The sequence below is a fragment of the Micromonospora sp. AKA38 genome, from assembly GCF_027925725.1.
Classification (GTDB): domain Bacteria; phylum Actinomycetota; class Actinomycetes; order Mycobacteriales; family Micromonosporaceae; genus Micromonospora.
This window is the reverse complement of sequence record NZ_BNEI01000005.1, coordinates 1518853-1542829: the sequence shown is the minus strand read 5'-3', so window position 1 is coordinate 1542829 and position 23977 is coordinate 1518853. Positions and strand designations below refer to the sequence as shown.

At 74.0% G+C, this 23977-nt stretch carries 27 protein-coding genes; 14 read left to right on the top strand and 13 right to left on the bottom strand.

Going from position 1 to position 23977, the window contains the following annotated elements; all coding sequences use genetic code 11:
* Positions 1–5: 5 nt before the first annotated feature.
* The 4 genes from TPA0908_RS23825 to TPA0908_RS23810 all read right to left on the bottom strand — a co-directional run bounded on the left by TPA0908_RS23825 (position 6) and on the right by TPA0908_RS23810 (position 3416).
* Entirely contained in the window at positions 6–656 is a 651-nt protein-coding gene (locus TPA0908_RS23825) for a class F sortase (protein ID WP_281942678.1), read from the bottom strand.
* Between the two features lie 75 nt (positions 657–731).
* On the bottom strand, positions 732–1217 hold the full coding sequence (locus TPA0908_RS23820) for a hypothetical protein (RefSeq protein ID WP_281941438.1): 486 nt from the start codon (positions 1215–1217) through the stop codon (positions 732–734).
* A gap of 254 nt (positions 1218–1471) precedes the next feature.
* Positions 1472–2134, bottom strand: coding sequence for a response regulator (locus TPA0908_RS23815; protein WP_281941436.1), 663 nt, complete (start codon positions 2132–2134; stop codon positions 1472–1474).
* A 175-nt stretch (positions 2135–2309) separates the two neighbouring features.
* Positions 2310–3416, bottom strand: coding sequence for a sensor histidine kinase (locus TPA0908_RS23810; protein WP_281941434.1), 1107 nt, complete (start codon positions 3414–3416; stop codon positions 2310–2312).
* A 171-nt stretch (positions 3417–3587) separates the two neighbouring features.
* On the opposite strand from TPA0908_RS23810, the gene TPA0908_RS23805 reads away from it, so the two are divergent.
* The 4 genes from TPA0908_RS23805 (at position 3588) to TPA0908_RS23790 (ending at position 6373) form a co-directional block, all read left to right on the top strand.
* Positions 3588–4004 (top strand): DUF6069 family protein, encoded by a 417-nt coding sequence (locus TPA0908_RS23805; RefSeq protein ID WP_281941432.1) that lies wholly within the window; start codon positions 3588–3590, stop codon positions 4002–4004.
* A gap of 180 nt (positions 4005–4184) precedes the next feature.
* Positions 4185–4595, top strand: coding sequence for a YciI family protein (locus tag TPA0908_RS23800; RefSeq protein ID WP_281941430.1), 411 nt, complete (start codon positions 4185–4187; stop codon positions 4593–4595).
* Positions 4596–4603: 8 nt separating this feature from the next.
* The gene (locus TPA0908_RS23795) at positions 4604–5740 is read left to right on the top strand and encodes an RNA polymerase sigma factor (protein ID WP_281942676.1); all 1137 of its coding nucleotides are present in this window, start codon (positions 4604–4606) and stop codon (positions 5738–5740) included.
* An 87-nt stretch (positions 5741–5827) separates the two neighbouring features.
* Complete coding sequence (locus TPA0908_RS23790) at positions 5828–6373, top strand: hypothetical protein (protein WP_281941428.1); 546 nt, start codon at positions 5828–5830, stop codon at positions 6371–6373.
* A gap of 44 nt (positions 6374–6417) precedes the next feature.
* Here the strand turns inward: TPA0908_RS23790 and TPA0908_RS23785 are convergent, their stop codons facing one another.
* Positions 6418–7581, bottom strand: coding sequence for an FUSC family protein (locus TPA0908_RS23785; RefSeq protein WP_281941425.1), 1164 nt, complete (start codon positions 7579–7581; stop codon positions 6418–6420).
* 183 nt (positions 7582–7764) lie between these two features.
* Positions 7765–8823 (bottom strand): Gfo/Idh/MocA family oxidoreductase, encoded by a 1059-nt coding sequence (locus tag TPA0908_RS23780; protein WP_281941423.1) that lies wholly within the window; start codon positions 8821–8823, stop codon positions 7765–7767.
* Between the two features lie 81 nt (positions 8824–8904).
* On the opposite strand from TPA0908_RS23780, the gene TPA0908_RS23775 reads away from it, so the two are divergent.
* Entirely contained in the window at positions 8905–10128 is a 1224-nt protein-coding gene (locus TPA0908_RS23775; RefSeq protein WP_281941421.1) for a lycopene cyclase family protein, read from the top strand.
* On the opposite strand, the gene TPA0908_RS23770 is transcribed toward TPA0908_RS23775, so the two are convergent.
* Both TPA0908_RS23770 and TPA0908_RS23765 read right to left on the bottom strand, forming a co-directional pair.
* Positions 10066–11193 (bottom strand): serine hydrolase domain-containing protein, encoded by a 1128-nt coding sequence (locus tag TPA0908_RS23770; RefSeq protein ID WP_281941420.1) that lies wholly within the window; start codon positions 11191–11193, stop codon positions 10066–10068. The two genes, TPA0908_RS23775 and TPA0908_RS23770, sit on opposite strands and share 63 nt — an antisense overlap.
* Before the next feature lie 2 nt (positions 11194–11195).
* The gene (locus TPA0908_RS23765) at positions 11196–11969 is read right to left on the bottom strand and encodes a tyrosine-protein phosphatase (RefSeq protein ID WP_281941418.1); all 774 of its coding nucleotides are present in this window, start codon (positions 11967–11969) and stop codon (positions 11196–11198) included.
* Positions 11970–12075: 106 nt separating this feature from the next.
* Between TPA0908_RS23765 and rnhA the strand changes: the two genes are divergently transcribed.
* Positions 12076–12642: a ribonuclease HI gene (rnhA, locus tag TPA0908_RS23760; RefSeq protein WP_281941416.1), complete on the top strand. Its 567-nt coding sequence runs from the start codon at positions 12076–12078 to the stop codon at positions 12640–12642.
* Here rnhA and TPA0908_RS23755 read toward each other — a convergent pair.
* From TPA0908_RS23755 to TPA0908_RS23745, 3 genes are all read right to left on the bottom strand, one after another.
* Positions 12561–12821: a hypothetical protein gene (locus tag TPA0908_RS23755; protein ID WP_281941414.1), complete on the bottom strand. Its 261-nt coding sequence runs from the start codon at positions 12819–12821 to the stop codon at positions 12561–12563. The two genes, rnhA and TPA0908_RS23755, sit on opposite strands and share 82 nt — an antisense overlap.
* Before the next feature lie 36 nt (positions 12822–12857).
* Positions 12858–13094 carry a preprotein translocase YidC gene (locus tag TPA0908_RS23750; RefSeq protein ID WP_281941412.1) on the bottom strand — a complete coding sequence of 79 codons (237 nt, stop codon included), beginning with the start codon at positions 13092–13094 and terminating at the stop codon, positions 12858–12860.
* Positions 13095–13347: 253 nt separating this feature from the next.
* Positions 13348–14217 (bottom strand): pentapeptide repeat-containing protein, encoded by an 870-nt coding sequence (locus TPA0908_RS23745; RefSeq protein ID WP_281941410.1) that lies wholly within the window; start codon positions 14215–14217, stop codon positions 13348–13350.
* A gap of 411 nt (positions 14218–14628) precedes the next feature.
* On the opposite strand from TPA0908_RS23745, the gene TPA0908_RS23740 reads away from it, so the two are divergent.
* From TPA0908_RS23740 to TPA0908_RS23715, 6 genes are read left to right on the top strand one after another with little or no spacing between them, the layout of a single operon-like run.
* Entirely contained in the window at positions 14629–15648 is a 1020-nt protein-coding gene (locus TPA0908_RS23740) for an ABC transporter permease (RefSeq protein ID WP_281941408.1), read from the top strand.
* 60 nt (positions 15649–15708) lie between these two features.
* Positions 15709–17454 (top strand): ABC transporter substrate-binding protein, encoded by a 1746-nt coding sequence (locus tag TPA0908_RS23735; protein ID WP_281941406.1) that lies wholly within the window; start codon positions 15709–15711, stop codon positions 17452–17454.
* Between the two features lie 57 nt (positions 17455–17511).
* A complete protein-coding gene (locus tag TPA0908_RS23730) occupies positions 17512–18501 on the top strand; it encodes an ABC transporter permease (RefSeq protein WP_281941404.1) in 990 nt (329 codons plus the stop codon).
* 15 nt (positions 18502–18516) lie between these two features.
* Positions 18517–19557 (top strand): ABC transporter ATP-binding protein, encoded by a 1041-nt coding sequence (locus tag TPA0908_RS23725; RefSeq protein ID WP_281941403.1) that lies wholly within the window; start codon positions 18517–18519, stop codon positions 19555–19557.
* Positions 19554–20564: an ABC transporter ATP-binding protein gene (locus TPA0908_RS23720; protein WP_281941402.1), complete on the top strand. Its 1011-nt coding sequence runs from the start codon at positions 19554–19556 to the stop codon at positions 20562–20564. The genes TPA0908_RS23725 and TPA0908_RS23720 overlap by 4 nt, the downstream gene beginning before the upstream one ends.
* 47 nt (positions 20565–20611) lie before the next feature.
* Positions 20612–21196, top strand: coding sequence for an AAA family ATPase (locus tag TPA0908_RS23715; RefSeq protein WP_281941401.1), 585 nt, complete (start codon positions 20612–20614; stop codon positions 21194–21196).
* A gap of 87 nt (positions 21197–21283) precedes the next feature.
* Here TPA0908_RS23715 and TPA0908_RS23710 read toward each other — a convergent pair whose 3' ends face one another.
* Positions 21284–22279: a helix-turn-helix transcriptional regulator gene (locus TPA0908_RS23710; RefSeq protein WP_281941399.1), complete on the bottom strand. Its 996-nt coding sequence runs from the start codon at positions 22277–22279 to the stop codon at positions 21284–21286.
* 44 nt (positions 22280–22323) lie between these two features.
* Here TPA0908_RS23710 and TPA0908_RS23705 point away from each other — a divergent pair, with 44 nt between their 5' ends.
* Together TPA0908_RS23705 and TPA0908_RS23700 are read left to right on the top strand one after the other, a co-directional pair.
* Complete coding sequence (locus TPA0908_RS23705; protein WP_281941398.1) at positions 22324–22800, top strand: hypothetical protein; 477 nt, start codon at positions 22324–22326, stop codon at positions 22798–22800.
* On the top strand, positions 22800–23255 hold the full coding sequence (locus TPA0908_RS23700) for a hypothetical protein (protein ID WP_281941396.1): 456 nt from the start codon (positions 22800–22802) through the stop codon (positions 23253–23255). Before TPA0908_RS23705 ends, TPA0908_RS23700 begins: the two co-directional genes overlap by 1 nt.
* A 15-nt stretch (positions 23256–23270) precedes the next feature.
* Here TPA0908_RS23700 and TPA0908_RS23695 read toward each other — a convergent pair whose 3' ends face one another.
* Positions 23271–23939 carry a TetR/AcrR family transcriptional regulator gene (locus TPA0908_RS23695; RefSeq protein ID WP_281941394.1) on the bottom strand — a complete coding sequence of 223 codons (669 nt, stop codon included), beginning with the start codon at positions 23937–23939 and terminating at the stop codon, positions 23271–23273.
* Between the last annotated feature and the right edge of the window lie 38 nt (positions 23940–23977).

Below are 23977 nucleotides of genomic sequence, written 5' to 3'. Positions count from 1 at the left end.
CCGGGTCAACCGGCGGCGGTGGCGAAGACCACGATGTTGTCGGGGTAGCTGCCGGTGCGCGGGTCGAACCGACCACCGCAGGTGATCAGCCGCAGCCGGGCCGCCGCGCCGCCGCCGTACACCCGCTCGGTGGGGAAACGCGCCTTGGGGTACGCGCCGACACCGTCCACGGTGAACGCCGCGGTCCGGCCGTCGGCCCGGACCACCCGGACGGTGTCGCCGGGACGCAGCCGGCCGAGGTCGAAGAAGACCGCCGGCCCGCGGGTGGAGTCGACGTGCCCGACCAGCACCGCGTTGCCGGCCTGCCCGGGCGCCGGCCCGGGCCGGTACCAGCCGGCGACCTCCGGGTGCTCCAGCGGCGGCACCTCCAGCGCGCCGTCGTCGTCGGTGGCCACCGCGACGATCTCGGCGTCGACGCCGATGCGGGGGATGACCACCCGCAGCGGCGCCGCGCGGGGGAGCGCCGGACCGGCGGAGCCGGGGCGCTCGGTGGCCGGCGCGGCGGACGCGCCCGGTTGGGGCGGCGACGCCGAGGTGCTGCCGAGACCGGCCGAGAGCAGGCCGGCGCCGGTGGCCCCGGCCAGGGTGACGGCGGTGACGACGGCGGCGGTGCGGGCCCGCGACGGCCCACCCGTCCGACGCTCTGCTGGGGACAGGGTCCTACCTCCGTCCGGCGAGGACGCGGGGCCCGCGCCGGACGGACCGGCGCGGGCGACCCACTCGACGAGCTGTCAGGCGGTGACGCCGGCCCGGCGCCGGCGACGGACCAGGACGTACGCCCCGCCGGCGAGCGCGCCGGCGGCCAGCGCGCCGCCCGCGACCAGCACGCCGGTGTCGCCGTCCCGGCCGCCGGCGCCGGCCTGCGCGCCGCCGATCGGGGTGACGGTGAACGTGGCGCTGCCGCCGTCGCTGCCGTCGCCGCAGGTCGTGGCCACCGTGTACGTGCCGAGCGTGAACCCGGCGGTGAACAGTTCCGCGCTCAGCCCGCCGCCCGCCGCGGCCGTGGTGGACCTGACGTTCTGATCCCGGTCCGGCCCGGTGACCCGGAAGATCGCGTCACCGGCCTTCGGGTTGCACGTCGAGGTGAGCACCACCGTGCCGCCGACCGGGGTGGTGGCGGGTGAGACTCTGGTGTCCGCCAGCGCGGCGGCCGGGAGCAGCAGTGCGCCGAGACCCACGCCGACCGCCGCCGATCCGAGAATTGACTGTGCCTTCATCCGCGTCTTCCCTCACTTTTCGTCCGCTGTCTGCGTGGGACGTCGTTCGGGTGGCCAACTCCGTGACGAGCACCGGTGTGGCCAACACTAGGAGGGTTGCGGCGGTCACTGGGGGTAATTGAGAAATCTTCGTTGCCGTCCGGTGTCCCCCCTCCCGCCACCGGACGGCGGACATGCCGGCACACGCGGCGCCACGGCGGACAAAACGCCGAGCCCGCCCCGCGAGGTGAGCGCCGCCGCGCGCCCGGCGCGGCTCAGCCGGCCGGCCGGACCAGCCCGACGTCGTACGCGAGAACCACCGCCTGGATCCGGTCCCGCAGGCCCAGCTTGGTGAGGATCGCGGAGACATGGGTCTTCACGGTCGCGGTGCTCACATGCAGCCGCTCGGCGATCTCGGCGTTGGACAGCGCACGGGCGGTCAGCGTGAGCACCTCCACCTCGCGGGCGGTCAACGCGGCGAGGGCCCGCTCGGCGGTGGGCGCCGGACCGGGCAGCCGGTCGGCGAACCGGTCCAGCAGCCGCCGGGTCACCGTCGGCGCCAGCAGCGCCTCGCCCCGGGCCACCACCCGTACCGCCTCGGCCAGGTCCGCCGGGCGGGTGTCCTTGAGCAGGAAGGCGCTCGCCCCGGCGCGCAGCGCGGCGTAGACGTGCTCGTCGACGTCGAACGTGGTGAGCATGACGATCCGGGCCGGACTGCCGGCGGCCACCAGCTCCCGGGTGGCGGCGATGCCGTCCCGCCGGGGCATCCGCACGTCCATCAGCACCACGTCGGGCCGGGTCCGGGTGGCCACCGCCACCGCCTCCACGCCGTCCGCGGCCTCGCCGACCACGGTCAGGTCGGCTCGCGCGTCGAGCACCGTACGCAGCCCGGCGCGGATCAGCTCCTGGTCGTCCACGACCACCACGCGCACGGTCACCGGATCCCCTTCTGTCCGCGGCTGCGGGGCTCGCAACCCCGGCTCGCTCCTCGCGCTCGCGGGGCCTCGTTCGTTCGCGACCGCGGGGCTCGCAACCCCGGCTCGCTCCTCGCGCTCACCGGGGCCTCCTTCGTTCGCGACTGCGGGGCTCGCAAGCCCGGCTCGCTCCTCGCGCTCACCGGGCCGCGCCGACCGGCAGTCTCGCGTGCACCCGGAAACCGCCGGTCGGCAAAGGGCCGGCGTCGAGGGTGCCGCCGAGCAGCCGGGCCCGTTCCCGCATGCCGACGATGCCGCGCCCACCGGTCGTCCCGGGCCGGCGGGTCGGCGTCGAGCCGTCGTTGACCACCTCGAGCCGCAGCACCCCGTCGTCGTACCGGACGTCGACGTCGGCCCGGGTGGCGTGCCCGTGCCGCAGCGCGTTGGTCAGCGACTCCTGCACGATCCGGTACGCCGAGAGCTGCACTCCGCCGGGCAGCTTCCCGCAGTCGCCCTCCCGGCGCAGCGTCACCGGCAGCCCCACCGCCCGCACGGCCTCGACCAGCGCGTCGAGTTGGGCCAGCCCGGGCTGCGGCCCGTTCGGGTCGGTCCCGTCGTCGGCGGTCAACGCGTGCAGCATGGCGCGCAGCTCGGTGAGCGCGGACCGGGCCGCCGTGTGGATGGACCCGAGCGCGGCGCGCGCCTGTTCCGGCTGTTCGTCGAAGACGTCCTCGGCGGCGACGGCCTGCACGGCGATCACCGCCACGTGGTGGGCGACCACGTCGTGCAGCTCGCGGGAGATCCGCTCCCGCTCCCGTGCGCGGACCTGCCGCTCCCACTCGCAGCGCCGCTGTTCCCGGGCGCGCAGCAACTCGCCGACCGACCAGCTCAGGCCGAGCGCCGTCACCGCGAGCAGCAGGTCCCGCCAGTCACCGGTGACCAGCTTCCACGGCGTGCACGCCAGCAGCAGGCCGAGCGCGACAAGCGAGAAGCGGGGCGGCCGCAGCCGGGCCACGTAGGACAGCGGCGCGGCCACCAGCCCGAGCCAGCCCAGTGCCGGGCAGAGCGCCTCCAGGCCCACGCCGGCCGCCGCGGCCATCGCGAGCGCGTACCCGGGTCGGTAGCGGATCCACAGCAGACAGCTGGCCTGCCACGCGGCGAGGCCGACCGCGACGGCGGTGCCGCCCGGCGTGGTCGGGCGGGTGTCCGACGTCAGCAGCACGAGCAGCGACACGCCGAGCACGACGGCGGCGATGCCGCCGTCGATCAGCAGCAGCACGGACCGGGACCGGGACGGGCACCTCATGCCCCGGATGCTAGGCCGTCGGCCCACCGCCGTTCATCGGCCGGGAGACGGAGATGCGGCGGGGCGCTGGGTCCCGGGACGGAGGCGGGAACCGCTCCCCGGCGTGATCCGCGCGGTGCCCGGCCGGACCTAGCGTTTCCGCCAGTAGATCCGACCGGGAGGTACGCACCGATGGAGACCACGATCCCGAGTGCCGGCGTCCGTCCGGCCCGTCGCCGTGACCGGCTGCTCACCGTGCTCGCCGCCACCGTCGCCACGCTGCTGGGCTGGGTCGTCTCGGTGCCGCTGGCCGGGGTGGAGCTGGTGGCGCGCAGCGGCGACGGCGAGCAGCGCGTCACGCCGTTCGCCGTCGCGGTCAGCACGCTGCTCGCCGGCCTGGCCGGTTGGGCGTTGCTGGCCCTGCTGGAGCGCTTCACCGGGCGGGCCCGGACCGTCTGGACCGCGGTCGCGGTGCTGGTGCTGCTGCTGTCCCTGCTCGGCCCGCTGGGCGGGGGGGCGAGTGGGCCGGCGACGGTGACCCTGGTGGTGCTGCACCTGGTGGCCGGCGCCGTGCTGGTGCCCGCGCTGCGGCGGACCGCCGCCGGCTGAGCCGTCGGGTCGGGGTCGCCGGCACGGGGGTGGGCGACCCCGACCCGACTATAATCCAGGATCCTAGGATGCCCTACGGGGTGTGGCGTCGGCGACCGCGATGTCGAGAACCGGCGGCCGGCTCCGTCCCCGGGGTGAACGCGGCCAGAATGGGCCGCACCCGCACCGAGGAGACCCACGATGGCGAAGTACCTGCTGCTGAAGCACTACCGTGGCGGCCCGACCTCGGTCACCGACATGCCGCTGCTGGACCGGTGGACGCCGGAGGAGGTGACCGCGCACGTGCAGTACATGAAGGACTTCGCGGCCCGCCTCGAGGAGACCGGCGAGTTCGTCGACTCGCAGGCGCTCGCCCCGGAGGGCACGTTCGTGCGCTACGACGGCGAGGGTCGCCCGCCGGTCACCGACGGTCCGTTCGCCGAGACGAAGGACCTCATCGCCGGCTGGATGGTGATCGACGTGGACAGCCACGAACGCGCCCTCGACCTGGCCGCGGAGTTGTCGGCCGCGCCGGGGCAGGGCGGCAAGCCGATCCGCGAGTGGCTGGAGCTGCGCCCGTTCCTGACCGCGCCGCCCACCATCACGGAGTGACCCGACCGATGGACGAGGTGCTGCTGCGCAGCCTCATCCCGGGCGTCCTCGGCGTCCTCGTCCGCCGCGGAGCCGACTTCGCGACGGCCGAGGACGCCGTGCAGGACGCCCTGGTCGAAGCGTTCCGCGTCTGGCCGGCGGACCCGCCGCGCGAGCCGAAGGCGTGGCTGGTCACCGTGGCCTGGCGCCGGTTCCTCGACACGGCCCGCGCAGACGCCGCCCGGCGTCGGCGCGAGGACGCCGTCGACGAGGAGCCGGCGCCCGGGCCGGTGCCCGGGGTCGACGACACGCTCCGGCTCTACTTCCTCTGCGCGCATCCGTCGCTGACCCCGTCGTCCGCGGTGGCGCTCACCCTGCGCGCGGTCGGCGGGCTCACCACCCGGCAGATCGCCCGGGCCTACCTGGTGCCGGAGGCGACCATGGCGCAGCGGATCAGCCGCGCGAAGCGCACCGTGTCCGGCGTCCGGTTCGACCAGCCCGGTGATGTCGCCACCGTGCTGCGCGTGCTCTACCTGGTCTTCAACGAGGGCTATTCCGGCGACGTCGACCTGGCGGCCGAGGCGGTCCGACTCACCCGGCAGCTCGCCGCCGCCATCGACCATCCCGAGGTGGCCGGGCTGCTCGCCCTCATGCTGCTGCACCACGCCCGCCGGGCCAGCCGGACCGCGCCCGACGGCAGTCTGGTGCCGCTGGCCGCGCAGGACCGCCGCCGCTGGGACACCGGCCTGATCGGCGAGGGGGTGCGGATCCTCCAGGCGGCGTTGGCCCGCGACCGGCTGGGTGAGTTCCAGGCCCAGGCCGCCGTCGCGGCGCTGCACGCCGACGCGCCCACCGCGGCGGAGACCGACTGGGTGCAGATCGTGGAATGGTACGACGAACTGGTGCGCCTGACCGACAGCCCGGTGGTACGGCTCAATCGCGCGGTCGCCGTCGGCGAGGCGGACGGTCCGCGGGCCGGGCTGGCCGCGCTCGCGGCGCTGGACGAGGCGCTGCCCCGGTACGCGGCGGTGGCCGCGTACCTGCACGAACGCGACGGTGACCGGTCGACGGCGGCCCGCCTCTACGCCGAGGCCGCTCGTCGGGCGACCAATCTGGCCGAGCGTGACCACCTGATCCGCCAGGCCGCCCGCCTCAACACTCGGTGACCTGGCCGTTCCGGGGCGGACGTCGGCCGGTTCTCGGGGGTGCGCTCCGCAGGGGCCGTCGGGTCGGTCGCACGCTAGCCTGCGGGCATGGATCTGGGGCTGGACGGCGAGCGGGTGGCCGCGTCCCTCGCGCACCGACTCGACGGGCTGACCTTCGTGGATCTGACCACCGACGAGGTGACCGCCCGGCTGGTCGACGCCGTGGCCGAGTGGGCGACCGGCGAGGGTTGGCGGGTCTACCGCCGGGCGGCGAGCGTGGTGCCGTTGCCGCCGCCGCTGTCCGGGCGGCAGTCGGTGCTCGACGTCGCCTGCGCCCGGCCGGACCGTCCGCCGGTCGTCGTCGAGGTCGACCACACCGACCGTCGACGGACGGTGGAGAAGTTGCTGGCCGAGGCCGGCGCCGGGCGGGTCCCGATCTGGTTGCGCTGGGGCGTACCCGGGTTCACCGCGCCGCCCGCGCCGATCCGGATGGTGGCGGTCGAGGTGTCCCGCCGCAACGGTCCGGTCGGCCAGGGGCGGCTGTACTCGCGGCGACCGGCGGTGGACCGGCCGGCGCCGCCGCACTCGGTCCCGGCGGGCGGTCCCGGCGACCCGGTCGCGCTGCCGATCCCCACCCTCGACGAGGCCGACTGAGCTGAGCGGGGACGCGGCCGGCCCGGAAGTGCCCCGCCCCGCTGTCAAGCCGCCATTGTCGTCGGCGTCGTTCCGGGATCGGCGCGAGGCGTCGGCGGGGTGGGTGGCTCCGGCAGGCCGAGGGCCTCGTCGACCCGGCCGAGGACCGGGTCGTCGGTGCCGACCGCGCGCAGCAGGTCGATGGCGGTGGCCCGGATCTGCCCGATGATCATGATGAGTGGCAGGGGCGGCTGGGACTCGAACAACTGCGCGGCGATCCGGACCGCCTCCAGGGCGGCGGCGTCGGCCCGTTCGGCGCACTCGGTCGCGTCCTCGTCGCCGGTCAGGCTGTGCACCATGGCCTCGCCGGCGGCGCGGAGCGCGTCGGCGAGTTCGTTGATCGCCACGGCCAGTTCGGGTGGGGTGGCGGTGTGCAACCGGGTCAGGTGCACCCCGGCGCGGGCCAGCACCCGGATGTTGCGGGCGGCGTAGTCGAGTTGCCGGGTGGTGGCCTCGACCTCCCGGACCTGGCCGATGTGCCGGCGGCGGCGGACCCGTAGTCGCAACGTCTCACCGGTGGCCGCCACCGCCTCGCGCAGCCGATCCACGCAGTCGTCCACCTGGCGGGCCCGCTCCAGGGTCGCCCGGGCGGCGTCCTCGTCGCACCGGCGCAGCGCGTCGTTGATCCGGTCGAGCAGGTCGGCCAGGTCGGCGAAGGTCTGCCGGGCCTCGGCCACCAGCGGCGCGAGCGGGTCCCGGGCGACGATCAACTGGCTGGCCGCGATCGCCACCGCGCCGCCGATCAGCGCGTCGACGAACCGGAACGGCATCAGGCTGCCCTTCGGTGCGGCCACCACGACCAGGTACAACGCCGAGACGGCGGCCTGCACGGTCAGCGTGGTGCTCGCGCCGAGCACCACCATCAGCCCGAGGGTGCAGCCCAGGACCAGGAACACGGTGGTGGTGGTCGGGCCGAGGGCCTGCACGACGACGTCGGCCACCAGGATGCCGGCGGCCACCCCGAGCAGGATCTCGACGGTCTGCCGCAGTCGCTTGCCCCGGGTCTCGCCGAGCACCACCAGCGCGGCGGACGGGGCGAAGAACGGATCGGGGTGGCCGATCACCCGGGAGGCGAGGACCCAGGCGACGGTGGCGGCCACGGTCGCCTCGACCACCGACACCCAGTCCCGGCGTACCCGCCCGGCGGCGGCCCGCACCCAGTTCCGCATGTCCGTACCTCACCTTGGTCGCACCGGTCGGGTTCACCGGGTCGGCCCGGTCGTCGCCCGCAGGTACCCCGACCGGCCCGCGTCCTAACGAGAGCACGCCCACGTGTGAGGTGGGGCCCCGTCTCTACCGGAGGCGTTGACAAGGGGCCCGGCCTTACCGAGCCGGCGGGTGGGTGGTGGTGGTCAGTGCAGCGGGGGGACCGGCAGCGTGAGGTTCTGCGCGGCGGCCTCGTGCGCCAGCTCGATCAGTTCGACCACGGCGACCGCGTCGGCCGGGTCGACGGGCATCGGTGTGCCGTCGCGCAGCGCGGTCGCCACCTGGGCGTAGAAGTCCGGGTAGCGGCCCGGTTCGGTGGGTACGGCCCGCAGGTCGTCGTCGGCGCCGAGCCGCCCGTACCGTTGCGGGTCGACCTCGCCCCAGCCGGGTTCGTCGGGGCGCCGGCCGGCGCGCAGCGCCGCCTCCTGCGGGTCCAGGCCCCAGCTCGTGTAGGCGGCCCGGTCGCCGAGGACCCGGAAGCGGGGGCCGGGCTGCGCGGTGACCGCGCCCGTCCAGAGGTGTGAGCGCACGCCGCCGGTGTGGGTGAGCGCGACGAACGCGTCGTCGTCCACCTCGGCGCCGGGCCGCCGCCGGTCCACCTCGGCGTAGACGTGTTCCACCGGCCCGAACAGTCGGACCGCCTGGTCGATGAGGTGGGCGCCGAGGTCGAACAGCGCGCCGCCGGCGTCGCCGGGCGCGCCGCTCTCCCGCCAGCCCGGTTTGATCGTCGGCCGCCATCGTTCGAACCGTGACTCGAACCGGGTGACCCGGCCCAGTTCGCCGGCCTCGACCAGTCGGCACACGGTGCGGTAGTCGCCGTCCCAGCGTCGGTTCTGAAACACGGTGAGCGGCACGCCGGCGGTTTCGGCGTCGGCCAGCAGCGCCCGGCCCTGTGCACCGGTCGGGGCGAGCGGCTTGTCCACCACGACCGGTAGCCCGGCGGCCACCGCGGCCCGGGCCAGCGGCACGTGCTGCCGGTTCGGCGCGGCCACCACCACCAGGTCGAGCTGGTCGGCGGCCCGCCACAGGTGGTCCGCGTCGGCGACGACCCGGGCGTCCGGGTGGTCGGCCTGGGCCTGCGCCCGGCGCTGCGGGTCACGGGTCACCACCGCGTCCAGCCGCAGGCCGGGAGTGGCGGCGATGAGCGGGGCGTGGAACACCCGCCCGGCCGTGCCGTACCCGAGCAGTCCCACCCGCAGCGTCATGCCGCCGAATCTACGCGGCGCGGCGGTGCCGGGCGGCGGGGTCCCCGACGGCGCTGCCCGCCGGTGTGACAGCGTGGGCGGATGCCCGCATCCTCCCCGGTCGACGTCGACCTCGCGCTGGTCGGTGGCGGCGGCGCCGCGTCGCTGGTCCTGGCCGCCCTGGATCGGCACGGGGTGACCGGCGTCCGGGTCGCGGTGGTGGACCCGGTCCGCAAGCGGGGCCAGGACCGCACCTGGGCGTTCTGGGGCACGCCGGGCGGTGACCTGGACCCGCTGTTGAGCGCGAGCTGGTCGCGGGTGGAGGTGGTCACTGCGGCGGGCCGCCGCGTCCTGCCGCTGGCACCGCTGCGGTACGCCATGGTCCGCTCCGCCCCGGTCTACGACCGGGCTGCCGAGGCGGAGCGGCGGCTGGACGCGGTCCGGATCGCCGCGCCGGCGGGGGAGCTGCGCGACGACGGGGAGCGGGTCACCGTGTGCGACCCGTCGGGGCGGGCGTTGGTGCGCGCCGGTTGGGTGCTGGACTCCCGGCCGCGCCCGCCGTCGCGGCCGGGGCGGACGAGCTGGTTGCAGCACTTCCGGGGCTGGTGGTTGGCGGCGGAGCGGCCGACGTTCGATCCGGGTCGGGCGGTGCTGATGGACTTCCGCACCCCGCAGCCGGCCCGCGGGGTGTCGTTCGGGTACGTGTTGCCGGTCGACGACCGGTTCGCGCTTGTCGAGTACACCGAGTTCGGGCCGGCGGTGCTCGACGACGCCGGCTACGACGCGGCGCTGCGCGGCTACGCCGGGCTGCTCGGGCTGGATCTGGGCGCGTTGCGGGTGCGGGAGGTGGAGAACGGGGTGATCCCGATGACGGACGGCCCGTTCGTGGTCCGGCCGAGCCGCCGGGTGGTGCGGTTGGGCACCGCCGGCGGGGCGACGCGCCCGTCCACCGGGTTCACGTTCTCCGCGATGCTGCGCCAGGCCGACCAGGTGGCCCGGGCGGTGGCGGCGGGCCGGCCGCCGGTGCCTCTGCCGGCGTACCCGGGGCGGCACCGGTGGATGGACGCGGTGGCGTTGCGCGCGCTGGACCGGGGGCACGTGGCCGGGGTGGAGTTCTTCGACCGGCTGTTCGACCGCAACCCGCCGGAGCGGGTGCTGCGGTTCCTCGACGGCGCGACCACGCCGGCCGAGGATCTGGCGGTGATGCGGTCCAGCCCGCTGCTGCCGATGACCGGCGCGGTGCTCGGCGACGCCGCCGGGCGGCTACGCGCCCGTCTGCGCCCCGCTCAGGGTCTCGGCGACCCGGTCGCGCACCAGCGCCCGTAGCCGCTCCATCGGGTCGCCGTCGCCGGCGCCGAGCCGGTTGCGGACCGCCGCCACGGTCAATCCCAGTTCCGGGTACGCGAACGCGAGGCTGCCGCCGCTGCCGGCGGTGCCGAACGAGCCGTCGTCGTCGACCGCGTAGCCGAGCCCGAACGTGCTCTCCTGCCCGAACACCCACTCCTGGGCGCGGACGGCCGGCGCGGACACCGCGCGCAGCCGCGCGGCGGAGATCAGCCGGACGCCGTCGACGGGGCCGAGCAGCGCCGCGTACATCCGGGCGACCGCGCGGGCGCTCATGGTGCCGACCGAGGGCACGTCGGCGCGCAGCACGTCGGGGTCGCCGCCGGTCGTGGTGTCCGGGCGGACCGCGGGCGGTGCCACCGCGTCGAAGTGTGGCAGGTGCGCGCCGGCCCAGGTCATCAGCGCGGACAGGCCGGCGTCCTCCAGCCGGGCCAGCCTGGGCAGCTCCGCGTCGGGTACGCCGAGGAACAGTTCCCGGGTCACGCCGAGCGGCCCGGCCACCTCCTCGGCGAGCACCTGGGAGACCGGTCTGCCGGTGACCCGGCGGACCACCTCGCCGAGCAGCCAGCCCCACGTCCACGCGTGGTACGCCAGCCGCTCCCCGGGGGCCCACAGGGGTGTCGCGTCGGCGAGCAGGTCGCACATCCGGGACCAGTCGGTGAAGTCGGCGGGGGTGACGTCGGCGGGCAACGCGGGCAGGCCGGCGGTGTGGGTGAGCACGTGCCGCAGCGTGATGCCGTCCTTGCCGTGCCGGGCGAACTCCGGCCACACCCGGGCCAGGGGCAGGTCCTCGTCGAGCCGGCCCTGCTCGGCCAGCACGTGCACCACGGTGGCGGTGAGGCCCTTGCCGGTGGAGACCGCGTGCACCGGCGTGTCGGCGGTCATCGGCCGGCCGGTGGCGGTGTCGGCGAGCCCGGCCTGCTCCTCGACGATCGGTGTGCCGTCGAGGTACGCGGCCACCTGCACGCCGGCCTCCCGCCCGGAGGTCACGAGGTCGTCGAGCGCGGTGCGCACCTCGGCCCGCAGGTCGTCCCAGCGACTGTCCACGATCAGCGAGCCTGCCAGAGCGCCGCGTCGCCGTCGTGCGGTTTTTCGTCGTCGGTGAGCAGCCGGGCGCGCAGCGCGGCGATGGTCTCCTCGCCCACCCCGAGCCGTCCGGTGACGTAGCCGTGGATCGAGCCGTGCGCCGCGGTCAGTTCGGCCAACACCAGCCGGATGAGCGCCTCGGGCGCCCGCCCGTACGCGGGCCAGCGTGGCGTCGCGCCGCCGTTGCGGTCGCGCCACTCGGCGACCAGCCGCCCGGTGGCGTGTTCGGTGCGCGCGAAGTCCGCCGCGATCTGGTCGGTGTCCACGCCGAGCAGGGCGAGCACCAGCGCGGCCAGCAGCCCGGTGCGGTCCTTGCCGGACGCGCAGTGGAACACCAGCGGGTGCGCGTCGTGGGCGATCACCTCCACCGCCCGGCGCAGCTCGACCACGCCGTCCTCGGCCACCTCGGCGTACCGGTCGGCCAGGTAGCGCCACGGGTCCACGTCGGGGTCGATGTCGGCCTGGACGTAGGTGCGGTGCTCGATGCTCAGGTTGTGCCAGGTGACGCCGGGGCTCTCCGGTGCCCGGCCGCGGTCGGCGATCTCCCACGGGTAGCGCAGGTCGATCACGGTGCGGACGCCGAGCGCCGCGAACCGGGCCAGGTCGTCGCCGGCGAGTTTGGCCAGGGAGTCGGAGCGGTAGAGCCGGCCGCGGGCCACGGTGCGACGGTCGTCGGTCCGCCAGCCGCCGAGGTCTCGGAAGTTGCACAGGGTGCTGAACTCCAGGGGTGCGGTCATGGCTCCGCACGCTAGTCGGGCGACGCGCCGCGGGTGGTCCCGCCGGGGCCCCCGGCACGCGGGCCGGGCGGTCGGGTCGGGCGGCGTACCGGGTAGGTTGCCGGGCATGGTGGAGGCGGAGAGCGGCCGGGTCGTGGAGATCTGGACCGACGGCGCGTGCAGCGGCAACCCCGGGCCGGGCGGCTGGGGCGCGGTGCTGCGCTGGGGCGGGCACGAGCGGGAGTTGTGCGGCGGCGAGGCCACGGCGACGACCAACAACCGGATGGAGCTGACCGCCGCGATCCGGGCGTTGGAGAGCCTGACCCGGCCGGTCACGGTGCGGCTGCACACCGACAGCACCTATGTGCGCAACGGCATCACCGGCTGGCTGGACGCGTGGAAGCGCAACGGTTGGCGCACCGCCGCGAAACAGCCGGTGAAGAACGCCGACCTGTGGCAGCGGCTGGAGGCCGCCTGCGCGCGCCACGACGTCACCTGGCTGTGGGTGAAGGGCCACAACGGGCACCCGGAGAACGAACGCGCCGACGCGCTGGCCAACCGGGGGATGACCGAGGCGCGGGCGGCCGGCGCACCGGCCGCCCCGCGCGCGGCTCAGCGCAGCGGCCGGCCCTCCTCGATCTCCTCCGGCTCGTCGGCCGGGTCGCCGGTGCCGGAGACCGCGTCGACGTCGTAGCCGGCGCGGCTCGTGTCCTGCGCCGAGCGGCGGTCCTCGGCGGGCAGGTCGGCGAAGTCGTCGCCGGTGTCGTTCGTGGTGTGCAGGGACTCGCCCGGCGGGCGTAGGGACGCCTCGTGGGCGGTGGCGCCGTCGGGTTCGTCGCCGGCGGCGCGGCCGAAGGACTCTTCACTGGTCATGTCGCACTCCTGCCCGCCCGCGGTGACGGCAAACGTTCAGCGGGCCGCGTCGGGGTGGGTCGGCATCGACGAGCCGCCCGAGCTGCTGCCGGACGCTCCGCCGGCCATCCCGGACCCGTCGTCCTCGGTCACCTCGTCCGGCGCCGGCGTGTCCGGGGCGGGGGCCGGCACGTCCGTGTCCGCCGCGACCTGCACCAGGCGGGCCTGACCGGCGGCGTCCTCGGCGTGCGCCGGGTCGACGGGTTCCTCACCGTCGCGTGCCCGATATCCCATCGTTGCGCCTCCCGATCGCGTCGACCCGTGCCGCCGCCTACCCGCCCCACCCCCACCAAAACCCCACCCCACCCCACCCCACCCCACCCCACCCCACCCCCCACCCCACCCCCGGCCGGTGGTCGTCGATCAAGAAGATTGCGTCTCGACGTGGCGGGCTTCCCGACGCGAACTCCTTGGTCAACACGCCGGCGTGCGCTGCGGGGTGGCTGGTCGCGCGGGAGCGCGTGGGGAGGTTCGGCGATCTCCTTGATCACCGGGGGCGGCGGCGGGACGGGCGGGTGGGAGTGGGGAGCGGGGTGGGGGACCAGTGGGTGGGGCGGTGCAGGCCGGCGGGCAGGAGCGTGCGCTGGTCGCCGCGGGCGGCGTCGAGTTGGGACTGGTGCACGAACAGGCACCCGCTCAGGTCGGTGCCGCGCAGATCCGCCCCGCGCAGGTCGGCGCCGGTCAGGTCGGCGGCGCCGAGCCGTACGCCGCGCAGGTCCGCGCCGATCAGCGTGGCGCCGCGCAGGTTCGCCCCGGCCAGCGCGGCGCGGCGCAGGTCGACGCCGATCAGCGCCGCACCCCGCCGGTCGGGGCCGGCGCGGCCGGCCCGGGCCCGCTCGCCGGCGCTCGACAGCAGCCGGTTGACCCGGCCCCGGTGGGCGTCGACGTCGACGGCGAGCAGGTCGTCGGGCGTGCCGTCGGTGAGCCGGCCCGTCTCGTCGAGCGTGGCGACCAGGTCGTCGCGCAGTGGACCGGGTGGGGTGATCCGCACCGCCTCGGTCAGGTACCACAGCAGCTCGTGCAACGGCCGCAACACGGCGAACGTGTCGAACATCCGCCGTGCGGTGACCGGATCGGCCCGCCAGTCGCGGCCGGCGAACGTGCCCTGGGTGAGGTGCTGGCCGGCGCCGAAACAGTCGAACACGGTGCACCCGGGGAAGCCGCGTTCCCGCAGCTCGGAGTGGATGCCGCAGCGGGAGTCGGCGCGCAGGTTCGGGCAGGGCTGCCCGGCCGGTTTGTCGACGGCGAAGTCGGCCGAGGCGGCGAACGCCGGCGCGACGCAGCAGACCCCGGCGCAGCGCGCGCAGTCCGCCCGCAGTTCCCGACCCACGCCCGCCCCGACCCCTTCGGTCGTCACCACGCTGTCCCCGTTCCGCACGCCCAGCCCCGCCCGGCCCCATTGTCCGCCCACCCCGCCCCCGTCCCGCACCCCACCCGGGCGTCTCCGCCGGTGATCACGGGGGTGGCGGCGACGAATCGGGCGGAGAACGCGGTCAACCGCATGACCGGCGCCGGCCGGGGCGCGGAATGGCTGAACGGGTGACAACCGTGGCCGTGATCCGTGGCAACGTATTGCAGAATCAGCGGCACGAATGGCTGAACGGTTGACAACCGGATAGCGCCGTTATTGCGCCGATGCATTCCGTAGGCCAGATCGTTGTCGATGTCCGACAACCGGAACGGCCGTTACCGTAACGATTCTTTTCACCGTTCCAACTCGCATTACCGTCAGATGGCAGGGACATTTTCGTTCCCCGGGAGGATCCTCATGAGCGACCTTTCCCATCCGCCGTCGGTGGCCACACCCGTCGACCCGGCCGCTCCGGAACCGGTGGCCGGAACCGCCGCCGGCCGCCCGGAGATCGTCGGCCGGTCGCCCAACCAGCTCGCCTGGCTGCGGCTGAAGCGGGACCGCACGGCCCGGGCCAGCGCCGTGACGCTGGCCGTCGCCGCCGTGGTCGCGCTCGGCGCGCCGCTGCTGGGCCACCTCACCGGAATCGACCCCACGGACAAGTTCGTCGACCGGCTCAACGATTTCGGAATGCCGATCGGCTATGCCGGCGGGATCAACACCGACCATTGGCTCGGGTTGGAACCCGGCAGTGGTCGCGACATCGCACTCCAGCTGGTGTACGGCCTGCGTACGTCGCTGTTCATCGCGTTCGCCTCGGCGCTGCTGGCCTCGGTCATCGGGGTCGCGGTCGGGGTGCTGGCCGGCTGGGCCCGGGGCTGGCTGGACAGCGTCGTCAACTGGCTGGTCGACCTCACGCTGGCGTTCCCGTTCCTCATCTTCGCGCTCGCGGTGATCCCGATCCTCCAGGACCGCTTCTACTCCGACCGGGAGTCCCCGTCGCCGGCGTTCCGGGTGGCCCTGATCGTCGCCACCTTCGGGCTGTTCAGCTGGACGTACACCGCGCGGCTGGTCCGCGGGCAGGTGATCTCGCTGCGGGAGCGGGAGTTCGTCGAGGCGGCCCGCGCCGCCGGCGCCGGCACCGGGCACATCCTGCTGCGGCAGCTCCTGCCGAACATCTGGGCGCCGATCCTGGTCACCGTCTCGCTGATGGTGCCCCAGTTCATCGCCATCGAGGCGGCGCTGGCCTTCGTCAACATCGGCGTCACCGAACCCACGCCCGACCTGGGCCGCATGATCTTCAACAGCATCGGCTACGTCGCGAGCGACCCCTGGTACACCCTGTTCCCCGGGTTGACGATCTTCCTGCTGGTCCTGGCGTTCAACCTGCTCGGTGACGCGCTGCGCGACTCGCTGGATCCCCGCTCCACCCGGTAGTCCCACCCGGCCACCACATGCCCGGCCGGCGGGGGCCGCCGGGCAGGAAGGGAGCACTCCGTGCGTACCCGAACCCGGACACTGACCGGTGTCCTCGCCGCGGCGGCGCTGGTCGCCGCCGGTTGCAGCCCCACCACCGACGGCGGTGACGGCGAGGACCAGCAGACGAAGACCCAGAGCGGCTCGATCTCCTACCAGGCCGCCGACAACCAGGGCCCGGCGAAACCCGTCGACGGCGCCGCCCGGGGCGGCACGCTGACCGTCATGCAGCCGGCCGACTTCGAACACCTCGACCCGGCCCGCAACTACGTCAACACGCAACAGGTGACCGGCGGGCAGCTCTACCGGGCGCTCAACGGCTACAAGGAGGACGGCAGCGGCAAGCTGCTGCTCGTCGGCGACCTGGCGACCAACCCCGGCAAGGACGTCGACGACGACTGCAAGGTCTGGGAGTTCACCCTCCGCGACGGCGTGAAGTACGAGGACGGCTCGGCGGTGACCAGCAAGGACGTCGCCCACGGCATCGCCCGGTCGTTCGCGCCGGCGCTCAACGAGGGCCCGCACTACATCCAGCAGTGGCTCTACCCGGGCGGCACCTACAACGCGAGCTACCAGGGACCGTACGACGGGGGCCGGCCGATGCCCGACGGCGTCGAGACCCCCGACGACAGGACGATCCGGTTCACGTTCCCGCAGCCGCACTGCGACCTGCCGTACGCCGCCGCGCTGCCCACCAGCGCGCCGGTGCCGGCCGCCAAGGACACCCGGGCCAACTACGACCTGCGGCCGTTCTCGTCCGGCCCGTACCGGGTGAAGTCCTACCAGCGGGACGTGGCGCTCGAACTGGAACGCAACCCCCACTGGGACGCGGCGACCGACCCGATCCGCAACGCGTACCCGGACGCGATCCGGGTGACGTTCGGGCTGGAGCAGGCCCAGATCTCCGAACGCCTGGTCGCCGACGGACCCGCCGACCAGACGGCGCTGAGCTGGGCCGACGTGCCACCGTCCGTGTTGCCCCGCACCACCGGCTCCGGCGTCGCCGACCGGGTGGTCAAGGGCCCCACCCAGTACACCTGGGTGCTCAGCATCAACACGCAGCGGGTCACCGACCTGGCCGTCCGGCGGGCGCTCAACTACGCCGTGGACAAGGACGCGCTGCTCAAGGTGCTCGGCGGGCAGGCCGCCGGCTCCCCGGCCACCACCCTGATGTCACCGACCACCGCCGGCTTCCAGAAGTACGACCTGTTCAACGCGCCGGTCACCGGCGACCGGGCGAAGGTCACCGAGCTGTTGGCCGGCAAGCGTCCCAAGCTGGTGCTCGCCCACTCCAACCTGGAGCTGCGCACCCAGCAGGCCGAGGCGCTGCGCAAGAACCTCACCGACATGGGCTTCGACATCGTGATGAAGCCGATCGACAACAGCAGCTACTACGACGAGATCGGCCGCCGGAACAACCCGTACGACATCTACCTCAGCGGCTGGGGCTCGGACTTCCCGTCCGGCTCGACGATCATCCCGCCGGTCTACGACGGCCGGGAGATCGTGGCCGAGGGCAACCAGAACCTGTCGTACCTGAACGAGCCGTCGATCGGCGCGGAGATCGACCGGGTCCGCAGCCGGCCCGCCGCCGAGCAGGACGCCGGCTGGATGGCCCTCGACCGCACCATCATGCAGGAGTACGCCCCGGTCGTGCCCTGCTACTACGACGCCACCTACGAACTGCACGGCTCCAAGGTCGGCAACGCCTTCCTCAGCGACGCGTTCGGCATCATCTCGCTCAACGGGATCCACGTGAAGCAGTGACCGTCGGCGGGGGCGGCCACGCCGGTCGCCCCCGCCCCACCCGGGGGAGGTGTTTCCGTGCTCCGTTTCGTTCTCCGGCGACTGCTCGTCGCCGTCCTGACCCTGGTCGTCGTCAGCCTGGTCACGTTCGGACTGTTCTTCGCGGTGCCGAGCAGCCCGGCGAAGGTGATGTGCGGCAAGAACTGCACCGCCGCGGACATCGCCCAGGTCGAACAGCGGCTCGGCATCGACCGGCCGCTGCCCCGCCAGTACGCCGACTTCGTCCACGGCGTCTTCGCCGGCCGCAGCTACGGCGAGGGCGACTTCCGGCAGGACTGCCCGGCGCCCTGCCTGGGCTTCTCGTTCCGCAACAACCAGCCGGTCACCGAGATCGTCGTCCAGCGTGCCCCGGTGACGTTCAGCATCGTCCTCGGCGGCGCCGTGCTCTGGCTGGCCCTCGGCATCTCGCTGGGCATGGTGTCGGCGCTGCGCCGCGGTACCGCGTTCGACCGGGCCGCCATCGGCCTCACCCTCGCCGGGGCGTCCATGCAGGTCTACTTCTTCGGCCTGATCCTGCTCTACCTGCTCGTCTACTCCACCGGGCTGCTGCCGTTCCCCAGCTACACCCCGCTGACCGAGAACCCGGTCCGCTGGGCGGTCGGACTGGTCCTGCCCTGGATGACGTTGGGTTTCCTCAACTCGGCGCTCTACGCGCGCCTGTCCCGCGCGCAGATGCTGGAGACGCTGTCGGAGGACTTCGTCCGTACCGCCCGGGCGAAGGGACTGTCGGCGCGGCAGGTGCACACCCGGCACGCGTTACGCGCGGCGATCACCCCGATCGTCACCATCGCCGGGTTGGACATCGGCACCAGCCTCGGCGGCACCTTCATCACCGAGACCATCTTCGGCCTCCAGGGACTCGGCAAGGCCACCGTGGAGGCGGTGCAGTTCCTCAACCTGCCGGTGGTGATGGCGACCGTGCTGCTGGCGGCCGTGTTCATCGTGGTCGCCAACATCGTCGTCGACGTGCTGTACGCGGTGATCGATCCGCGCGTCCGGTTGAGCTGAGCGGGAGGAGTCGACATGGTCGAGCATCGGATGCCGCGGGACCCGTACCTGCGCGTCACGGATCTGCGGGTGCGGTTCGACACCGAGGACGGCGTGGTCAAGGCCGTGGACGGGGTGTCGTTCGCCGTCGAGCGGGGTCGCACGCTCGGGATCGTGGGGGAGTCCGGTTCCGGCAAGAGCGTGACCTCGCTGGCGATCCTGGGTCTGCACAACGCGAGGCGGACGGTCATCTCCGGGGAGATCTCGGTGGGCGGGCGTCAGCTTGTCGGCCTGCCGGAGGAAGAGGTGCGGCGGCTGCGGGGCCGGGACATGGCGATGGTGTTCCAGGATCCGTTGTCGGCGCTGCATCCGTACTACTCGGTGGGGCGGCAGATCGCGGAGGCGTACCGGGTGCATCACCCGAGGGCGGGGAAGCGGGAGGCCCGCAGCCGGGCCGTCGACATGCTGGACCGGGTCGGCATCCCGCAGCCGGCAAAGCGGTTCGAGCAGTACCCGCACGAGTTCTCCGGTGGGATGCGGCAGCGGGCGATGATCGCGATGGCGCTGGTCAACGACCCGGATCTGCTGATCGCGGACGAGCCGACGACGGCGCTGGACGTGACGGTGCAGGCGCAGATCCTGGATCTCCTCGCTGATCTGCAGGAGGAGTTCCGCTCGGCGATCGTGTTGATCACCCACGATCTGGGTGTGGTGTCGCAGGTGGCTGACGACGTCCTGGTGATGTACGGGGGGCGGGCGGTGGAGCACGGAAGTGTGGCGCGGGTGTTGCGCTCGCCGCAGCATCCGTACACCTGGGGTCTGTTGTCGTCCGTGCCGTCGTTGCACGGTGACGCGGACCTGGTGCCGATTCCCGGCAATCCGCCGTCGTTGATCAATCTGCCGTCGGGGTGCGCGTTCCATCCGCGATGCCGGTGGGCCGACGACCGTTCCCGCCTCGATGCGCCGGGGTTGCGGAACGCCGGTGAGTCGGGGCACCTGGTCGCCTGTCATCTGTCGGCGGGGGACCGGGAGCGGATCTACCGCGACGAGATCGCCCGGGTGGGGGTGGCCCGATGAGCACCGAGACCGAGCCGCTGCTGTCGGTGCGCGGGCTGACGAAGCATTTCCCGGTGCGGGACGGGCTGCGCGGCAGGGGGGCGGTGCGGGCGGTCGACGGGCTGGACTTCGACGTGCGGCCGGGTGAGGCGCTCGGTCTGGTGGGGGAGTCGGGGTGTGGGAAGACCACGACGGGGCGGATGTTGGTGCGGTTGTTGGAGCCCACCAGCGGGTCGATCACGTTCGCCGGTCGGGACATCACCCACGTCGGTCGTCGGGATCTGCGTGACCTGCGGCAGGATTTGCAGATCATCTTCCAGGACCCGTACGCGTCGTTGAACCCGCGGCACACCGTCGGGCGGATCGTGGCGATGCCGTTGCAGGTCAACGGGATCACTCCGCCCGGCGGGGTCAAGCGGCGGGTGCAGGAGTTGCTGGAGCTGGTCGGGCTCAACCCGGAGCACTACAACAGGTATCCGCACGAGTTCTCCGGCGGGCAACGTCAACGCGTCGGTATCGCCCGCGCCCTCGCGCTGGAACCGAAGCTGATCGTCGCCGACGAGCCGGTCTCCGCCCTCGACGTCTCCATCCAGGCGCAGGTCATCAACCTGCTGCGCGGCCTGCAACGCGACCTGGACCTGGCGTTCGTGTTCATCGCCCACGACCTCGCCGTGATCCGTCACTTCTGCCACCGCGTCGCGGTCATGTACCTCGGCAGAATCGTCGAGATCGGTGACCGGGACGCCATCTACACCCGGCCGCAGCACCCCTACACCCGGGCGCTGCTGTCGGCCATCCCGGACGTCACCACCCTCGGCCCCGCCGGCCGCATCCGCCTCACCGGCGACGTCCCCACCCCCCTCAACCCGCCATCGGGCTGCCGCTTCCGCACCCGCTGCTGGAAAGCCACCGACCGCTGCGCCACCGAGACACCCGCACTGACCACCCGCGACGGCGGCACCCAACTCACCGCCTGCCACCACCCGGAGAGCGGCCCGATCACCGTCTCGACCGACGTGGGCACCTGACATGCGACGATGACGCGCAGAGGCAGCCGGGACGGGGGTGACGCGGGGTGGCACGGCTCGTCCATCTGAACGGCCCGCCCGGGATCGGCAAGTCCACCCTGTCGGCGCTCTACGCCGACCGGAATCCCGGTGTCCTGCACCTCGACGTCGACACCGTCCAACGTCTGGTCGGCGGGTGGCAGGATGACGCGATCGACACGTGGCCGATGGGGTGGGCGCTGGTGCGGGCGATGGCGGAGACCCACCTCGCGGGCGGACACGACGTCCTCCTCCCGCAGTACCTCGCCACGGTGGACGAGATCACCGGGGTCGAGGCGCTCGCGCGTCGGCACGGCGCGACGTTTCGCGAGGTCGTCCTGCTCGACGACCGGGAGGCGGCGATCGAACGGTTCGGCCGCCGGGTCCGGGGCAGTGCCGACCCGTGGATCCTGCACCACCAACGTCTCATCGAGCGGGGTGGCGGGCCCGTGATGCTCGGGTCCATGTACGACCGCCTGATGGACGTGGTCCGCCTGCGCCCGGGGACGCTTGTGGTGCCGAGCGCGGCGGAGGCGATCCAGGAGACCTACGACCTGTTGGCCGAGGCGTTACGCGACGCGCCGCGAGCCGGGTCTACCCGCCCCCGACCCTAGACGGCGGGCCGCGTCCGCCTTCGGGACCAAGGTTGACCAAGGAGTTCGGGTCACGGTCGGCCTCGACCCCGGACGCGAACTCCTTGGTCAACGGGCGGCCGGAGCGGGGGCGGCCGAGGAGTAGAGAGCGGCCAGCGCGGCGGCGGTCCCGGCCAGGCGGGCGCGCAGGTCGGCGGGGGAGAGAACCTCCACGTCGGCGCCGAGCCGCAGCAGGTCACCGTGCGCGTGGGTGAGCGACTCGATGGGGATCACGGCCCGCACCCAGCCCGCCGCGTCGGGCGGGCCGGCGCTCGCCTCGGCGGCGACGACCACCACGTCGCTGCCGATCTCGCGCAACCGCTCCCGCCCGCGCGGGGAGAGCCGGATGTGGGCCTCGTCCCGGTGCAGCCCGGCCCGGAACGCGACCACGTGCGCCCGCCACCATTCCGGCAGGTCGAACTCCGGCCGCTCGAACGGCTCGTGCAGCGGGGCGAGGTCGAGGATCTGGTTGATCCGGTAGGTGGCCGGCCCGGCACGATCCGGGCGGGCCGCGACCACATACCAGCGGCCACCCTTGAGCACCAGGCCGTACGGCTCCAGCACCCGGGTCACCTCCTCGCGCCAGCTCCGGTAGCGGACCCGGATCCGGTGTTCCCGCCACACCGCCTCGGCCACGGCGGCCAGGTGCGGCGACGGGTCCCCGTCGGAGTACCAGCCCGGGGTGTCCAGGTGGAACCGTCGCTCCAGCCGGGCGGCCCGGTCGGCCAGCGGGGCGGGAAGCGCGGCCCGCAGTTTGAGCTGCACGGCCGCCGCGACCGACTGGTAGCCCAGCTCGGCGGCCGGCCCGGGAAGCCCGGCGAAGAGCAGCCGGTCGGCCTCCTCGGCGGTGAGCCCGGTCAGCCGGGTCCGCCAGCCGTCGACGAGCCGGTAGCCGCCGGCGTGTCCGGCCGCGCCGTACAGCGGGATGCCGGCCGCGTGCAGCGCCTCGACGTCCCGGTAGACGGTGCGCGCCGACACGTCGAGCCGGGTGGCCAGGTCGGCGGCGGTGAGCCGGCCGTGCGCCTGGAGCAGCAACAGGATGGACAGGAGTCGACTGGCCCGCATTCCGCTGACACTAGCTGTCAGGGAAGTGGCCCTACCGTCCGCGCATGGCCTTCCACGACAAGGAGCTGACCGTGCCGGGGACCGTCGAGGTCGCCGGCCGGCACGTCAAGCGCTACCACATCGACCAGCCCGAACGCCGTCTCGAACCGGAGGTGGTCACCGCCGCGTACGCGTACCTGCCGGCGCTGCTGCCCGACCCGGACGGCGCCACGCCGCCGGTGAGCTGGACGGTGCTGCACCGGGGCACGGACACCGGTGCGTACCTGCTGGCGTACAGCTGGTTCTTCGACAACGTCGTCGAGTGCCACATCGCGATCGCCGGGCAACCGGCGCTGGCCTGTCCGGACGACGACCCGGCACACTTCGTCGACCTGACGCGGCCCGGCGTCGGCTGCGTCTGGGAGCTGGGCGTGCTGGAGCACGAGCGCGCCGCCTGGGTCCGGCACCTGCTCGCGCCGGACGAACCCGACCTGGCCGGCTACCTGGCCGACACCCGCGCCGAGGGCCCGGTGGGGCGCTGATGGGCGACTTCGACTTCCTCGTCGGCGCCTGGGACGTGACCAACCGGCGGCTGCGCGAGCGCCACGTGGGCAGCGACGACTGGGACGAGTTCGCCGGCGTCAGCGAGGCACGGTCGTTCTTCGACGGCGCCGGCAGTTTCGACGAGATGCGCTGCCCGAGCCGGGGCTTCTCCGGCTCCACCGTGCGACTCCTCGACCCGGCGACCGGCCTCTGGTCGATCTACTGGATGAACAGCCGCCGCGGGGTGCTGGAGCTGCCGCCGGTGGTGGGCCGGTTCACCGACGGCGTCGGCACGTTCCACGCCGACGACTCCGACGAGGGACGGCCGGTGCGCTGCCGGTTCCTCTGGTCGGCGATCACCCCTGCCTCCTGCCGCTGGGAGCAGGCCTTCTCCACCGACGGCGAACGCACCTGGGAAACCAACTGGATCATGGAGTTCGCCCGGCGGCGCTAGTGCGCACACCACGGCTCAGGGCGGCCCGACCGGGGGCGTGGTGGTGCGGTAGATCGCGGTCAGCCAGACGTCGAGCAGCACGTCGACCACGTCCCGCTCGGCCACCGCCGGGCCGTCGCCGGCGAACGTCGCGTACCAGACCCGCTCGTTCATCGAGTTCAACGCGATGGACAGGTCCCGGGCGGGCAGCCCGCCCGGGGCCGCGCCGCGCACGCGTTCCATCTCGATCGCGGTCTGCACCGCGCGGACCCAGCGTTCCAGCACCTCGGCCCAGAGCCGCCGGACCTCGGCGTTGGTGCCGCGCACCTGGGCGCAGGCGAGCACCACATCGCGGTGACCGCCGAAGGTGGCGTGGAACCGGGCGATCAGCTCCCGCCACCGGGCGCGCGGATCCTCGGCGAGCCGGTCCAGCACGTCGCCGGCGGCGGCGTCGGCCTCCTCGGTGACCCGGTCGAGCAGGGTGAGCAGCACCGCGTCCTTGGACGGGAAGTAGAAGTAGAACGTGGGCCGGGAGATGCCGGCGCCCCGCGCCAGGTCGTCGATGGAGATGTCGCCGAACGCGCGCTCCCGCAGCAGCCGCTCGGCGGTGGCCAGGATCGCCACCTCCCGGTCGTCGCCGGTGGAGCGGCCGGCCCGCCGCCCACGGTTCGGCGTGGCGCCGGTCGGCGTCCGGGCGGTGGTCATGTCGGCCGATGCTACACCCGCTCAACACCCTGTCGATC